At 53.3% G+C, this 17635-nt stretch carries 1 protein-coding gene (running past one end of the window); it reads right to left on the bottom strand.

What is annotated here, in order from left to right:
• Positions 1-451: 451 nt before the first annotated feature.
• On the bottom strand, positions 452-17635 hold the final stretch of the coding sequence (locus tag ACYCS5_RS27545) for a non-ribosomal peptide synthase/polyketide synthase (protein ID WP_459760460.1). It continues 25014 nt past the right edge of the window; 17184 of the gene's 42198 nt are visible here — the last part of the coding sequence; its start codon lies beyond the right edge, outside the window; the stop codon is at positions 452-454.

The raw sequence follows: 17635 nt of genomic DNA, 5'->3' as shown, positions 1-17635 counted from the left end.
AAAAATGAGTCGTCAAGAGATATTCGGCTTAATTCTTGCATTGATTGGAATTATCGTAATTAAAATGATGGTTTAATCAAATTGGTCTTTAAACTGCATATGAATCAAACCAGCAATTTCTAACAAAAGAAGACCCGCGTTATTGAAACGCGGGTCTTCTTTTGTTAGAGTTCATTGAGCTTATTCAAAGTGGTACCTTTTAAATAATCTAAACAATTCGGAGCATAAAATGGAGCTAATCCATCTTATACTCTTCCCCTAATATATAATGTGCATAATCAACCTAAACTCGACGAATTGTTTTATAATACTTAAATTTTCAAATGGAATTGTTTTTGCTATTTTTTTAATGTTAGTAGATGATCATTGTGTCGGAAAAAGAATACTTTGCAGGCAAGGGCAGTCGGACAAGCCGCCACCCTCTGCACTCGCAAAGTGAAATCATTGCATTTTAGAAAACAAAGTCGATGGAATCCGGTGAGAAGCCTTCCGGCTGCTCGTCCGAGTTCACCTGAATATCGCTTAACAGCAAATCTGGATCGATTCCAATCTGGGACAGGATCGCTATCAAATCTCTGGTTAATCTCTCAATAGCGTCAGCCCCAAATAGCTTCGTGCAATATTCAAACGAACCCTTCATCTCCCCATCTTCATCACTCATAGACAAAGTCAAATCGAATTTGGAAATACGATGCTCCCGAACATACGGGCTGAAGGACAACGTTTCAAGCTGCGCTTCCGGCGACTCTGTGTTTTCCAGTACAAACATGGTGTCGAATAACGGGTTACGGCTTGCATCCCGTGTTACATCCAGCTTTTCCACCAACTCTTCCAGTGGATAATCCTGATGCTCGAAGGCTTGCAGCGTACGATCTCTGGCTTCCTGCAAGTAGCTGTGGAACGTTTGGTTGCCCCTCGGCTGATGCCGGATGGCTAGCGTGTTGACGAACATTCCGATCAGTGGCTCCAGCTCAGGCAACAAGCGGCCTGCTACCGGCGTACCGATGATCAAATCGTCCTGACCGCTGTATTTGGACAGCAGAACGGTGTAGGCGCTCAACAGTACCATGTACAGTGTACTTCCGGTCTGTGCCGCAATTCGGTGCAGTTGCTCGGATACATTCGCGTCCACTGTAAATTCATACATCGCACCCTCGAAGCTGCGAACAGCAGGTCTAGGATAAGCAATTGGCAAATCCAGTACCGGCAATTCTCCGGCTAAATGCTCCAGCCAGAAGTGTTCCCGGCGTTGGTATGATTCACGCTGCATCTCCTGCTGCTGCCACACGGCGTAGTCCTTGTACTGAATTTGCAGCGGCTCCAATTCCTGCCCTTCGTACAGTTGTACCAGCTCCTGCACGATATTGTTCGACGATACACCGTCTGAAATAATATGGTGCATATCGTACATCAGGAGATGGCGCTCTGGTCCGGTTTGAAGAAGACGGACACGCAGCAGTGGTGCCTGACGAAGGTCAAAGCTGCGCACAAAGGACTCGATATAGGCATCGGCTTCGGACTCCCTGGCCTGCAGGTGCTCTACTGCAAACTCCACTTGATCGTACACCCGCTGAACGACCTCGCCTTCCACCATTTCAAAAGAAGTCCGCAGCGTTTCATGGCGGGCTATTAACTGACGGAACGCATCCTCCAGCCGATCGACCTGAAGCGGCCCCTCCACGGTTAATACACCCGGCATATTGTAGCTGAGATCCCCACCTTCCAGATGGCTCAAAATGTACAGTCTTTTTTGAGCCGAGGAAACCGGGTAGTACGCCTGTTGCGCCGCCGCAGGAATCACCGTATAGGTGTCTGTGCCGTGCGTTGCGATGAGCTGGGCTTGCTGCTCAATCGTAAAGTGTTGGAACACCTCACGCAGCGTAATCCGGCTGTCCAGTTCCTGATGGATTTTGGCCACCAGCGTCGTTGCCCGCAGGGAGTGCCCACCCACGTCAAAGAATGAGTCGGTGACTCCTACGCTGGACAGCTTCAAGACATCCTGCCAGATTTGGGCTAGCTTGGCTTCCAGCGGCGTCCGCGGTGCAACGTACTCCAGGCCTCCTTCGAGGCGTGCTTCCGGCGCCGGCAGCGCCTTGCGGTCGATTTTCCCGTTCGGTGTCAGCGGGAAACGATCCAGTTGTACCACATACGTCGGGATCATGTAATCCGGCAGCTTCGGCTGCAGCGCATTGCGCAGCTCCGGCAAACTCAGGGACGCTGAAGCTATGATGTAGGCACACAGGTCCTTGTGTCCGTCTTCGTTTTCCCATGCTGTGACCACGGCTTTCTGAATGCCATCCACGGTCAGCAGCTGCGCTTCCACTTCGCCCAGCTCGATCCGGTAACCCCGGATTTTCACCTGATGGTCAATCCGGCCCAAATACTCAATGCTGCCGTCTGGCAACCACCGTGCCAGGTCGCCCGTTCGGTACATCCGGTTTGCGAAAGTGCTGTCCGCTTGATCAGCGGCCGTCGCATCAGCGAACGGATTCGGAATAAACTTCTCAGCCGTCAGTTCCGGCAGGTTGAGGTATCCCCGTGCGATACCTGCACCCCCGATATAGAGCTCACCCGCGATACCGATCGGCACCAGCTGTTGCTGGCTGTTCAGGATGTACACCGACTGGTTCGCGATCGGCGTTCCGATGGATACCGTATGCTCTCCTTTTTCCAGCAGTACATGCAGGGACTCTACATCTTCAATCGTATAAGCCGTCGCATCTACCGTCGTTTCGGTCGGACCATACACGTTCGTAATGACCGGACGATACCCGACCCACTTGTGTAGGAACACATGGACCAGCTGCACGGATAAGGCTTCGCCTCCGATCAGGTAATGCTTCACATCCGGCGCTTCGGTCACGCTGACGCTTTCGTTTAAAATATGCAGATGCGCAGGTGTGCCGTCCGACAGGTCGATCCGGTGCATACGGTAGTAGGCGATCAAATGCTCTCCGCTCAGACTGACGTCACGGGACACCACATGCAGAGTGTGGCCTAACAGCAAGCTGGCAAAGATTTGCTTCACCGAAGCGTCAAATACAAATGCTGACAGCCATGCGACATGAAGCGGCTGTTCGTAGCGGCTGTATACTCGCTCCCGTAAAGCATCTACCAGATTGCTAACACTGCCCTGCTCGATCATGACCCCTTTCGGCTGACCGGTGGTGCCTGACGTGTAAATCATATAGGCCAGGTTATGCGGGCCGGCGACAGGGATCAGGTTGCTCGCATCCTGTGCTCCCAGTTGAGCTTGAACGTTCTCGTCATCCAAGACTACAGCTCGAACTGTGGATGGCAAGCTAAGCGACAGATGGGCAACTCTGCTTGTAATCACGACCTTGGTCCCACTGTCTTGGAGCATGTAGTCGATGCGCTCCTGCGGATACATCGTATCCATCGGCACATACGCGCCTCCGGCCTTCAGTACCCCCAGAATGCTCACCAGAATATCCGCAGAACGTTCCAGCAATACGCCCACCGGTTGATCTGCTTCGACCCCTTTGGCTCGTAACACACGAGCCAATTGGTTCGCACGCTCATTCAGCTCAGTGTAGGTCAGCGCGGTGGCCCCAGACACAACGGCTATCCGCTCAGGGTTGCGCTCAGCTTGCTCTTCAAAGCGTTCGCTGAGCGAATGACCTTGCACCTGTCTGTGTTCAGCACAACGCACGCTATGTGCATTCGGATCATTGAACACCTTCAGAATCTGCTCGGTTTCTTCCGCCGTAATCAACTCCAGCTCTCCCAGCTTCGCATCCGGATTCGCCGCCACGGCTTCGACCAAGCGAACAAAGTGACGCGTCATCCGTTCTACCGTTTCGCGCTCGTACAACGCAGTTGCATACTGCAATCCAAACTGGATGCCTGCCTCTTCCTCTCTAGCTTCCATCATCAAATCAAACTTGACTGGCGTTTGTTCCAGGCCGTATGGACGGAAGCTCAGGTTTGCCAGTTGCAGTTCGCCTTCCTCAGTCGTTTGCAGCGTAAACATCGTATCGAACAGCGGATGGCGGCTCATATCCCGCTTCACGTTCAGCTTTTCCACTAGCTCCTCAAACGGATAGTCCTGGTGCTCGTAAGCTTGCAGGGCACGCGTCTTCACATCCTCCACATAGCTTCGGAAGCTTTGCTCTGACGTCGGATAGTTCCGCAATGCCAGCGTTCCGACGAACATCCCAATCATCGGCTCCAGATCGGCATGCGGCCGTCCGGCAATTGGTGTGCCGACTACGATATCTTCTTGCCCGCTGTATTGGTGTAGGAGTGCAGTGTACGCTGCCAGCAGCACCATATACAGCGTGGAGCCTGTGTACGCCGCCAGTTCTTTCAGCCGTTCGCTGACTTCACGTTCCAGTCCGAACACCACCGTATCGCCTGCCGTACTTCGCACCGCCGGACGGGCAAAGTCCGTAGGTACATCCAGCACTGGCAGCTCACCCTGGAAGGCGCCCAGCCAGTACGCTTCCTGACGTTGCATCCACTCTTGATGGGCTTCGCTTTGCTGCCATACCGCATAATCCTTGTATTGTATCCGCAATGGTAATAGCTCTTCACCGTCGTACAAGCGGACAAATTCATCGGTCAGTACACCCATGGACACGCCATCCGAAACGATGTGGTGCATATCGAGCATGAGTAAATGCTGCGGTTCCTGCTCGGTTCCTTGTACGCCCAAATCTACCAAGCCTACTCGCAGCAGCGGAGCAGCTTTCAGATCGAACGGTCGTACAAACTGCCGCACCCGTTCTTGTACTTCCTGGCTGACCATCGTGTCCGCATCCGTGGTTGTGTCCTGGTCTGTATCCGTAGTCGCACCCTCTACCTGTACCTTTGTATACTCCACCTCGAACGGCACGGTGTCCTCAATCCATTGCACCGGCTCACTGTCCACCAGCTCAAAGCGGGTACGCAAAGTTGCATGGCGGGCGACCAGTTGACGGAACACGTCCTCCACTCGCTTCACGTCCAGCGGACCACTCACTTGCAGCACTGACGGCATGTTATAGTTCACATCATTCGGGTCGAACTGATGCAGCACATACAGTCGTTTTTGCGCCGACGATAACGGGTAGAAGTTGCGTTCTTCCGTTACTGGAATGGACGCATATGTTACTTGATCCAGATATTCCAGTACGACTGCCAATTGCTCAATCGTTGGTGCTTCAAAAATACTGCGTAGTGGAAGCGGCTTGTTCAGCTCCTTGTGAATCCTCGAGGCGAGCGTCGTCGCCCGCAGTGAATGTCCACCAATCTCGAAGAAGTTTTCCTTCACGCCGACCTGCGCCAGGCCCAGCACATCCTGCCAGATTTGCGCCAACTTCACTTCCACCCACGTCCGCGGTGCGACATAGTCGGCTACGCTTTGCAGGCTGTCTTCTGGTGCTGGTAGAGCCTTGCGGTCGATTTTACCGTTCGGTGTCAGCGGCATTTGTTCCAGCTGTACCAGATAGGAAGGGATCATGTAACCCGGCAGCTTCTGGCTCAAATCGCTGCGTAGCTCACTTGCGACAACTTCCTCATCGGCGACCACATAAGCGCAGAGCTGCTTCTGCCCTTGCTCATCTTCCCGTGCGATGACCACAGCTTCTCGCACTGCCTCCAGCTTCAACAGCTGCGTTTCTACCTCGCCCAGTTCGATCCGGTAGCCCCGAATTTTCACCTGCGAATCGATCCGCCCCTTATATTCAAGCGTACCGTCCACATTTAAGCGTACCGTGTCACCTGTGCGATAGCAGCGTTCTCCGCTACGGAACGGGCTATCAATGAACCTTTCGGATGTCAGGTCCGGACGGTTGCGGTATCCACGTGCCACCCCGTCACCGCCTACCAGCAGTTCACCCCATACCCCGACGGGTTGAAGCCGCATCGAACGGTCCACGACGTACGCTGTTGAATTATGGATCGGTCTACCAATTGGCACCGATTCCGATTGCACACCGGTGATCGCATGCACTGTGGAAAAAGTCGTATTTTCAGTCGGGCCATAGATGTTACTGATTCGCAGGGACGGATGGGCCTCCAGCACCCGGTTCATATGTGGTACGGACATCACATCACCGCCGACCAGCAGTTCCCGTATCCCCTCGAACAGCGCCAAATCCTGCTGAGACAACTGGTTAAAGAGCGGTGTGGTCAGAAACATCGTGGTAATACCGTGACTGCGCACTGCTTCCTTAAGCTTGAGCACGTCCAAAATGATATCCTGACTCACTAGCACCAGCTGTCCACCGTTTAATAGAGCGCCCCAAATTTCGAAGGTGGATGCGTCGAAAACAATAGCCCCTGTCTGCAAAATGCACGTGTCAGCATCCAACTGCGCGTAGTTTGTATTTTTCACCAAACGTACGACATTACGATGCTCTACCATGACACCCTTCGGCTGCCCCGTCGTACCTGACGTATAAATGACATAGGCCAGATCGTTCGGACCAGACAACGGCTCCAGATTGGAACCATCCTCGTGATACACACTTTGTGCTCCATTCAGCACCAGTACCTGACCATCAAAAGCTACTTTGTCCACCAGATGGCTTTGCGTTAACAACAGCTCTACTCCCGAGTCGTCCAGCATGTAGCGGATACGCTCCTCCGGATAGGTCGGATCGATGGGGACATATGCGCCCCCAGCTTTCAAAATGCCTAAGATCCCCACGATCAAGTCTACCGAACGCTCGGTCATCAGACCCACCAATCGATCCTTCGTCACGCCTTGACTACGCAAGGTACGAGCCAGACGATTGGCGCGTTCATTCAGCTCGCGATAGGTCAATTGCTCTCCTTCGAAGAACAACGCTGGCTGTTCCGGTGTCTGCGCCGTTTGTGTCTCGAACAAGCCATGAATCGTTTGCTCGCTTGGATACTCAGCAGCTGTATTGCCCCATACGGTGAGAATTTGTTCACGCTCCTGCTCACTTACCATATCCAGCTCCTGCACCCGAATGTCCGGCTTCGCTACCACCTGCTCCAACAGCTGTATCAGATGGCCCTGAGTCCGTTCAACGGCTTCCCGATCATATAACTTCGCATTGTATTCAAATCGGATTTTCATCGCTTCCTGCGGCATAACGACCAGATTGAAATCATAGTTGGTTTGTTCAATCATGCCGGCATTGCGAATTTCAAAATCCGACGCTGCACCTTCCCCAAGTTGCTCGACCTGCTCCTCCACCGGATAGTTTTCAAACACGATAATGTGGTTGATCAGGTCTTGCTTTTGCTCGGTCAAGGCTTGAATTTCATACAGCGGATACGTTTCATAATCTTGAGAAGTCAGCGCCTGTTTCTGATTCGTTCTGATCAGGTCGGCAAAGGTATCGTCAGCCCCACTGCGGATACGTATTGGAATGGTGTTAATGAACAAGCCCACCATGTTTTCGATCCCCGAAATATCCGCTGGACGACCAGACACTACACCGCCAAAAACAGCGTCGTCACTACCGTTGTACTTTTGGAGCAGCAATCCCCAAGCTGTTTGCAGCAATGTATTCGGGGTCACGTGATGCTGCTTGGCCACCATTTCCATACGCCCGGTCAAGTCTTTGCCCAGATCGCACAGGATATGCTCAAATTGGGCATCGCCCGCTTTCACGCCTACTTTTCCGGTCGGAATCGAAGTTTGCTGATCATAGCCGAGCAAATAATCCTTCCAGTAGGAAGCTGCTGCTGCTTCATCCTGTGCTTCAAGCCACTCAATATACTGACTGTATGGAGTCACGGGGGCAAGCTTCGGCTGTCTATGCTCCACGGCTGCAAAATAAGCCTCAAACACCTCATCTGTGACTAAAGCCACACACCAGCCATCCATCAAGATGTGATGAGAGCTCCACACAAAATAATAATCCTCATCACCTGTTCGTAAAATCGCCACGCGCATCAACGCATCCCGGGACAAATCGAATCCGGCTGCCTTGTCCTTGCGAATAAATTCCTGCACATACGCGTCACGCTCCTGCTCATTCAGATGACGCAAATCTTCACATCTGAAACCAACCTCCTTGCGGCGGAAAATCACCTGCACAGGCTCATCCTGCCAACCGCTGATGAAATTAGCTCTAAAGATCTCATGCCGCTGCGCCAAATGATTCAAGCTATCCTGGAAAATATCCGCTTGGAAACGTCCGTGCAAATCAAAGGTCGTTTGTTCAAAATAAGCCCCGGATGCTGCATCCATCAGACTATGGAACAACATGCCTTTTTGCATCGGCGTCAACGCATAGACATTTTCCAGTTCCCCGATGTCACGAGTCCGTTCTACCAATTGATCCAGCTCGGCCATCGTTACATGTTTAAGCATGACATCGCTTGGCGTCAGCTCTTGCTGTTTGCGGCCTACACAATGCGCAATGATTTCCTGCAAGCTGGTTCTGAACTGTTCAGCTAACTGCTCCATCGTTTCATGGCGATATTCCTGCTTGCTGTAGCTGATTGTCAATTGCAGCTTGCCTTCCGAAATCAGTCCGTTCATATCCAGCGTGTGCGTTCTGGCTGCATGGGCGCTAAGCTCTGCACCGCTAGAGTAAGGAGATACGCCAAAGGACTGACTTTGCATATCTTGATCAAATTGTCCCAAATAGTTAAAGCTGATTTCAGGTTCGGTCACAAAACGCTCTGGCTCACATGCTGCGGACAGGTATCTCAACATCCCGTAGCCAATGCCCTTTTGCGGAATGCGGCGGAGTCCTTCTTTCACCTGTTTGATGCGCTGTGAAAGGTCTTGCCCCACGCTCATATCCAGCACCACCGGGAATTGGGTCGTAAACCAGCCCACGGTGCGCGTAATATCCAGTTCTGGCAGAATGGATTCCCGCCCATGGCCTTCCAGGCTCACGAGCACTCGTTCCAGGCCCGCCCAGCGATGAATAGTCAGTCCTAAGGCGGTAAGCAGTAAATCATTCATCTCCGTGTTGTAGGCACGATGCACCTGTTTTAACAGCTGCTCCGTTTCCTGAGCTGTCCACGTAACTGTCATGTTCTCGCTGTCCCTATTCAAGGAATGAGAAGGGGACTCGTCTTTTGGAAGCGGCTGATATACGCCCTGTTCCATTTCCTGCCAGAATGCGAGTTCTGCCGCCATGGCCGGACTATTCGCATATTGAGACTGCCCATCCGCCCAGGTGCGGAACGAATCCGTTTTGTGCGGAAGGCGAGCCGTTTGTCCGTTCAATGCCTGCTCGTAGGCGGTTGTAATATCCTCGAACAAAATGCGCCAAGATACGGTATCCACCACCAAGTGATGAATCGCCATCAGCAAATGATCACCATCTGGGCAATGGAACAGCCCCAGTTTCACCAGCGGTCCTTCGCTTAACTGAATACCCGCCTGAATTTCATTCACTTTAGCCTCGATCGCCGCTGACACCTCAGTCTCATGGCTGAGGTCTATACGTTCCAGCGTATACAGCTCGCCCTCCCCAATTGCGCGGTTCCAGGCTTCATATCCGTGCTCCGTAGGACGGAAAACGATCCGCAGTGCGTCGTGATGGCTAACGATTTGATCCATCGCCGTGCGCAGGGCCGGTTCATCAAAACCGTCCTTGCTATGCAGCATGATGGACTGGTTATGATGATGAGCATCCGTCAGGTTTTGCTCAAAGAACCAGTGTTGAACAGGTGTCAGCTTCACAGCGCCCACCACTTCGCTCTGATCCGCCAATCGGGTCACCGATTGAACTTTCAGTGCCAAGGCAGACACGGTTGGATGACTGAACAGGTCTTTCATCTCCAGTCGATAACCTGCTTGCAGCAATCGGGAGGATACTTGCAAGGCCTTGATCGAATCGCCACCCAGTTCAAAGAAGTTATCCTGCGTGCCTACCGCTTCCACGCCGAGCACCCCGGCCCATACCGCAGCCAGTACTTGCTCCACCGTGGTACGCGGTGCCACATAGGCTGCACCCGTATGGATGCTTCCTTCCGGTTCCGGCAAGGCCTTACGGTCGATTTTACCGTTGCTGGTCAGCGGGATCGTCTCCAGTCGCATCAAACGTGCAGGCACCATGTGCGCTGGCAGTCCGGCTTCCAGTTCGGCCTGTACCTCCTCGATCCGCAGCTCAGCTTCTCCTGTGATGTATCCGCACAAGTACTTGTGTCCACGCTCATCCGTCCGGTCGATGACTACCGCTTGACGTACACCCGGCACCCGCTGGATCGCCGTTTCGATCTCGCCCAGCTCGATCCGATAGCCCCGGATTTTCACTTGATAGTCCATCCGGCCGATAAAGTCCACATTGCCGTCCGGCATCCATCGCGCCAAGTCACCTGTGCGGTATAATCGTTCACCTGGCACGAACGGATTGGCTACGAATTTCTCGGCCGTCAGGTCCGCACGGTTCAGGTATCCCCGTGCTACCCCAATTCCACCGATGCACAACTCGCCCAGTACGCCGATCGGCACCGGATATAGCTGGCTGTCCAAGATGTAAAACCGTGCATTCAGCCACGCCTGACCAATCGGTACACTGCCACTGTCCGGCAGCTTCAACAGTTCTTCGTCGTAGAAGCTAGAGTCGATCGCCGCTTCCGTAACGCCGTAGCTGTTCATAATGCGGATATTCGCGCCAAACCGTTCTTGCAGCACCCGGTAATCCGTCACGCTGCAGCTATCCGAGCTGGTAATCAGCAATTCCAGACTGCTCATGTCCAGTCCCTGCTCATATACATGCTGCATGAACGGTACGATCAGGGCTGGAGTCGATTCGAACACGGTAATCTGGTAGTCACGAATCCAGCCATACAGACGGCTCGGGTCAATCCGGTCGTCTTTCGGACAGATAACCATCGTTCCGCCGTTATAGAGCGTCCGGGCAATATCGCCGACGAACACGTCGAAGGAGAAGCTTGCCAGCTGCAGCAAACGTACCGGGAACTGGTTCAGGCGATAATCCCGACGATACGCCGCGGCGGTATTCACCAAGCTGCGATGCTCGATCATGACGCCCTTCGGACGTCCTGTTGTCCCCGACGTGTAGATCACATACGCCAGATCCTGCGGTTCGTTGATGTGATTGACGTCTGAGGTATCTCCGGTGTACAGCGACTCATCGTCCAGTGCCAGTACGGTGTGCAGACGCAGCCCTGTTGCGGGTTCGGATGTAGGTTGGCTTTCCTCGAGCCATGCCTGTGCACGCTCCTGCAAGCCGATTTGGGTCAACAGTACCGTCGCACCACTGTCCTCCAGCATGAAACGAATACGTTCGGACGGATAATCTGCATCCAGCGGCACATAGGCGCCTCCTGCCTTCCACACCGCCAGTACGCCAACCAGCATGTCGACCGAACGTTCACTCAAAATGCCAACAATCGACTCGCGTCCAATGCCTTCATTTCGCAGTCTACGGGCTAATTGGTTCGCACGCTCGTTCAGTGTGCGGTACGTCAGTTGTTGTTCCTCGTACACCACCGCCACATGATCTGGTATAAGCTGGGTCTGTTCTTCTACATAAGTATGGAATAAGCCTCCTGCTTCAGCAGTAACATCCGATACTCCCACATCTCCAAAGCCGTAGATGATTTGTGCCTTCTCCTCGACAGTTACCATATCCAAAGCTGCCAGTGGCTGCTGCGGATGAAGAGTAATCGCACGTACAAGTTCGGTAAAATGCTGTGCCAATCGCGCGATGGTCTCAGGCTTGTACAGCGCCGTGCTGTATTCCAGACTGCACAGAATGCCTTCCGGCTGCTCCACGGCATCCAAGGTCAGATCAAATTTGGCCGTATGATTGTCTGTCGGATACGTTTTAAAGGTCAGACCTTCCAGCTCGAACTCCTGCTGCTCAAATGTTTTCAACTCAAACATCGTGTCAAACAGCGCATTCCGGCTCGTATCCCGCGTTAAATTCAGCTTTTCAACCAGCTCTTCAAAAGGATATTCCTGATGTTCGTAAGCACTGAGCGCATGCTCTTTGACCTCTTGCAAGTAATCTAGGAACGTTTTGTCACCAGCCGGATAATTGCGGATCGCCAGCGTGTTGAGGAATACGCCTACCAAGCCCTCCAGCTCCGCATGCGGTCTTCCGGCAATCGGCGTGCCGACGATAATGTCTTCCTGTCCCGAATATTTATGCAAAAGCGTGCTATACGCGGCCAGCAATACCATGTACAAGGTGGAGCCGGTTTGCGCGGACAGCTGTTTCAACTGTTCGCTGTCCTCCAGGCTGATCGCAAATTCCAATCGCGCTCCTTCCAGACGCTGTACGACTGGTCTTGCAAAATCCGTTGGCATATCCAGCGCTGGAATGTCACCAGCCATCGTGTTTAGCCAATAGCTTTCCTGCTCACGAAGCCGCTCACTTTGCATATCTGCATGCTGCCAAACCGCATAGTCCTTGTACTGAATACGGAGTGGCGGCAGTTCCTTGCCTTCATACAATTGAGAGAACTCCTGCACGATAATTCCTTCCGTGACGCCATCCGAAATAATATGGTGCATGTCATAGAGCATGACGTGACGCTCCGGTCCGGTTTCCACCAGCTGAACCCGCAGCAATGGTGCTTGTGCGAGATCAAATGCGCGTACAAAGTCTTGGGCATACTGCTGGGTCTCTTCTTCGCTTGCCTGCACATGCTCCACGCTGAATGCGACGCCCGATTCAATCCGTTGAATCACCTCACCATCCACCATCTCGAATCGGGTTCGCAGGGCTTCATGACGGGCAATCAGCTGGCGGAAGGCTTGTTCCAGTCGCATTTTATCCAAGGAACCTTCGATAATCAACGCTCCTGGCATGTTGTAGCTAACCTCTCCACCTTCCAGGTGACTCAGCACGTACATCCGTTTTTGCGCCGAGGAAACAGGATAATATTCACGCTCCTCCACCACAGGAATAGATACATACGTTTGCTGGGTCTGATCTTCACCCATCAACTGCACCAGTTGCTCAATCGTCGGATATTGGAAAATATCTCGCAACGCCAGCTTGTGATTCAGCTCCTGATGGATTTTCGCCATCAGGGTGGTAGCGCGCAGAGAATGTCCTCCCACTTCAAAGAAGTTATCCTGGATGCCTATTTGATGATGATTCAGAACGCTTTGCCAAATACGTACCAACTGCTCTTCCAGCGGTGTGCGCGGTGCCACGTACGCCGTGCCTCCTTCGAGGCGCGCTTCTGGCGCAGGCAACGCTTTGCGGTCAATTTTTCCGTTCGGTGTCAGCGGGAAACGATCCAGTTGTACGACATAGGTCGGGATCATATAGCCCGGCAGTTTGGGCTGGAGTGTGCTGCGCAGATCCGGCAAATTCAGCGCCTCCGAGGCTACGACATACGCACACAGATCCTTGTCTCCGTCTTCGTTTTCCCAGGCGGTGACGATGGCTTTCTGAATGCCGTCCACGGTCAGCAGCTGCGCTTCCACCTCGCCCAGTTCAATCCGGAAGCCCCGGATTTTGACTTGATCATCCATCCGGCCGATAAAGTCTACATTGCCGTCCGGCATCCATCGCGCCAAATCGCCTGTACGGTACAACCGTTCACCTGGTACATACGGATTCGCTACGAATTTCTCGGCTGTCAGGTCTGCACGATTCAGGTAGCCTCGTGCCACCCCGGCTCCGCCAATGCACAGCTCACCCAGTACGCCGATCGGCACCGGATTCAGCTGGCTGTCCACAATGTAGAAGCGTGCGTTCAGCCACGCCTGACCAATCGGCACATGGCCGCTGCTTGGCAGCTTCGACAGCTCTTCGTCGTAGAAGCTGGAGTCAATCGCCGCTTCGGTGACGCCGTAGCTGTTCATAATGCGGATATCCGCACCAAACCGCTCTTGCAGCACTCGGTAGTCCGTCACGCTGCAACTATCCGAGCTCGTGATCAGCAGCTCCAGACTGCTCATGTCCAGCCCCTGTTCATGCACATGCTGCATAAACGGTACGATCAGGGCCGGAGTCGATTCGAACACGGTAATCTGGACATCGCGAATCCATCCGTGCAGACGGCTGAAATCAATCCGGTCGTCTTTCGGACAAATGACCATCGTGCCGCCGTTATAGAGCGTCCGCGCGATATCCCCGACGAATACGTCGAAAGAGAAGCTCGCCAGTTGCAGCAGTCGGACTGGGAATTGGTTCAGGCGATAATCCCTGCGATACGCCGCAGCCGTATTCACCAAGCTGTGATGCTCGATCATGACGCCCTTCGGCCGTCCGGTTGTCCCGGATGTATAGATCACATACGCCAAATCGTGCGGTTCGTTGATGTGATCGACGTCTGTCGTATCTCCGGTGTACAGTGACTCATCGTCCAATGCCAATACGGTATGCAGACGCAGCCCTGTTGCCGGTTCGGATGCTGCTTCGCTGTCAGACTTCGAATCTGATTTTGAGCCTAAGTTTTCATTTAGGCTGTCTCTTTCCATCGTTTCAGCACCAGCCGCTGTTTCCAACTCACCCTCAGTCTGCCCTCCGGCCAAGGCCTGTCGGCTTTCCCCAAGCCATATCTGTGCTTGCTCCTGTAAGCCGATTTGGGTCAACAATACCGTCGCACCACTGTCCTCCAGCATGAAACGAATCCGTTCAGACGGATAGTCTGCATCCAGCGGCACATAGGCGCCTCCCGCTTTCCACACCGCCAGTACGCCGACCAGCATGTCTACCGAGCGTTCACTCAAAATGCCGACAATCGACTCGCGTCCAACGCCTTCATTCCGCAATCTCCGCGCCAATTGGTTCGCGCGCTCGTTCAGTTTCCGGTACGTCAGCTGTTGCTCCTCGTACACCACCGCCACGTGATCTGGTACAAGCTGAGCCTGTTCTTCCACAAAGGTATGGAACAGGGCTCCTGCTTCAACTGCGGCACCGCCCGTTACTCCCACTTCTCCAAAACCGTAGATGAGTTGCTCCTTTTCCTCAACGGTTACCATATTCAAAGTTGCCAGGGGCTGTTGTGGATGGTATGCAATAGCTCGAACGATTTCCGCAAAATGCTGTGCCAATCGCGTCATGGTCTCAGGCTTGTACAACGCCGTGCTATATTCTAGACTGCACAGAATGCCTTCTGGCTGCTCCACTGCATCTAAAGTCAGATCAAACTTGGCCGTATGATTTTCCAGTGGATAGGAGCTCAAGGTCAAACCTTCCAGCAGTAACTCCTGTTGCTCCAAGGTTTTCAACTCAAACATCGTGTCAAACAGCGCATTTCGGCTCGTATCTCTTGTCAAATTCAGCTGTTCAACCAGTTCTTCAAAAGGATAGTCCTGATGCTCATAAGCACTGAGCGCATGCTCCTTCACCTCTTGCAGATAATCCAGGAACGTTTTGTCGCTGGACGGATAATTGCGAATCGCCAGCGTGTTAATGAAGATACCCACCAGATTACTGAGCTCCGCATGCGGTCGTCCTGCAATCGGCGTGCCGACAACAATGTCCTCTTGGCCTGTATATTTGTGCAAGAGCGTAGTGTACGCCGCCAGCAGCACCATATACAGGGTAGCGCCTGTTTGCGAAGCCAGTTCTTTCAGGCGTTCACTAACCTCACGCCCCAGTGCAAACTCGATCGTATCCCCTGCCGTACTCTGCACCGCCGGACGGGCAAAGTCGGTTGACAGATCCAGTACAGGCACTCCGCCCCGGAAGGTGCCCAGCCAGTACGCTTCCTGACGCTGCATCCACTCCTGATGGGTTTCGCTTTGCTGCCATACGGCATAATCCTTGTACTGAATCCGCAATGGCGACAGTTCTTCACCGCCATACAAGCGGACAAACTCATCGGTCAGTACCTCCATCGACACGCCATCCGAAACGATATGGTGCATGTCGAGCATGAGTAAATGCTGGGATTCTTGCTCTACTCCTTGGACACCCAGATCCACCAAGCCTACCCGCAGCAGCGGTGCAGCTTTTAGATCAAACGGACGGATAAACTGCCGTACCCGTTCTTGTGCTTCCTGGCTAATCCTCGTGTACGTAGCTGTAGTTGTATCCATTCCTGTAGCTGTGTCCTGATCCGTATCCGTAATCACACTCTCTACCTGTACCTTCGTATATTCCACCTCGAATGGCACGGTATCCTCAATCCATTGCATCGGCTCATTGTCTACCAGCTCAAAGCGGGTACGCAAGGTTGCATGACGATCGATTAGTTGACGGAACACGTCTTCTACTCGTTTCACATCCAGCGGACCGCTCACTTGCAGCACTGACGGCATGTTGTAGTTCACATCACTTGGATCAAACTGATGCAGTACATACAGTCGTTTTTGTGCTGAAGATAACGGGTAGAAGCTGCGTTCTTCTGTTACCGGAATGGACGCGTACACCACTTGATCCAGACCTTCCAGAACGGCTGCCAGTTGTTCAATCGTGGGTGCTTCAAAAATACTGCGCAGGGGAAGCGGCTTGTTCAACTCCTTGTGAATCTTCGAGGCCAGTGTCGTCGCCCGCAGCGAGTGTCCACCAATCTCAAAGAAATTTTCCTTCACGCCGACCTGCGCCAGGCCCAGCACATCCTGCCAAATTTGCGCCAGCTTCACTTCCACCCACGTCCGCGGTGCGACATAATCGGCTCCGCTTTGCAGGCTGCCTTCCGGTGCTGGTAGGGCCTTGCGGTCAATTTTTCCATTTGGACTCAGCGGCATTTGTTCCAGTTGTACAAAGTAGGACGGCACCATGTAGCTTGGCAGTTCCCGGCCCAGCTCACTTCTCAGCTCGCTGGCACCGATCTCTTGTCCAGCAACATAGTAGGCCACCATTTGTTTTTGTCCCGTTTCGTCTGCACGAGCCATGACAACCGCTTCTCGCACGGACGCTACTTGGAGCAGCTGCGTTTCGACCTCGCCGAGCTCAATCCGGTACCCCCGGATTTTCACCTGATGGTCGATCCGGCCCAAATATTCAATGTTGCCGTCCGGCATCCATCTCGCCAAATCGCCGGTGCGGTACATCCGCTCATACCCGGCTTCCCCGCCGGCAAACGGATCTTTCACAAATTTCTCGGCCGTCAGCTCCGGACGGTTCAGATACCCACGTGCCACACCGACACCACCGATGCACAACTCCCCTGCAACCCCAATCGGCTGCAATTGCTCCGTGCCTTCCTTCACGATGTACAGGCGAATGTTTTGAATCGGTTTTCCGATCGGAATGACTGCATATTCTTCCGTCGGCTCGCAATCAAAGTACGATACGTCCACCGTCGCTTCGGTTGGACCGTACAGGTTGATCAGCTTCGCTCCGGTCAGGCTCGACACGAGCCGTTGGAAGCGAGCCACATGCTGTGGCGGCAAGGCTTCACCACTGGCAAAGACATGACGCAGCGTTGCCAGTTTCGCTTGCATTACTTCCCGTGGCTGCTGCTCCACATACTCCAGGAACGCATGCAGCATGGCAGGTACAAAGTGCATCGTGCTCACTCCGTCGCGGGCAATCGTGTCCACGATCTCTTCCGGGTTCTTTTCCCCGCCCACGGACAACAGGCTCACCTTCGAGCCGACCAGCGACCACCAGAACAGCTCCCACACCGACACGTCGAAGGTGAAGGCCGTCTTTTGCAGGATCGTATCTTCCGCACTCAAGCCGTACCGATCATGCATCCACAAAATCCGGTTCAGAACGGAATGGTGCTCAACCATAACGCCCTTCGGTTTTCCCGTGGAGCCGGACGTATAAATGACATAGGCGACATGGTGCGGTCCGGCCAGTGG

Source organism: Paenibacillus sp. SEL3 (assembly GCF_054602585.1).
Note: the sequence above shows the minus strand (reverse complement) of the source record. Positions and strands in the feature narration are given on the sequence as shown.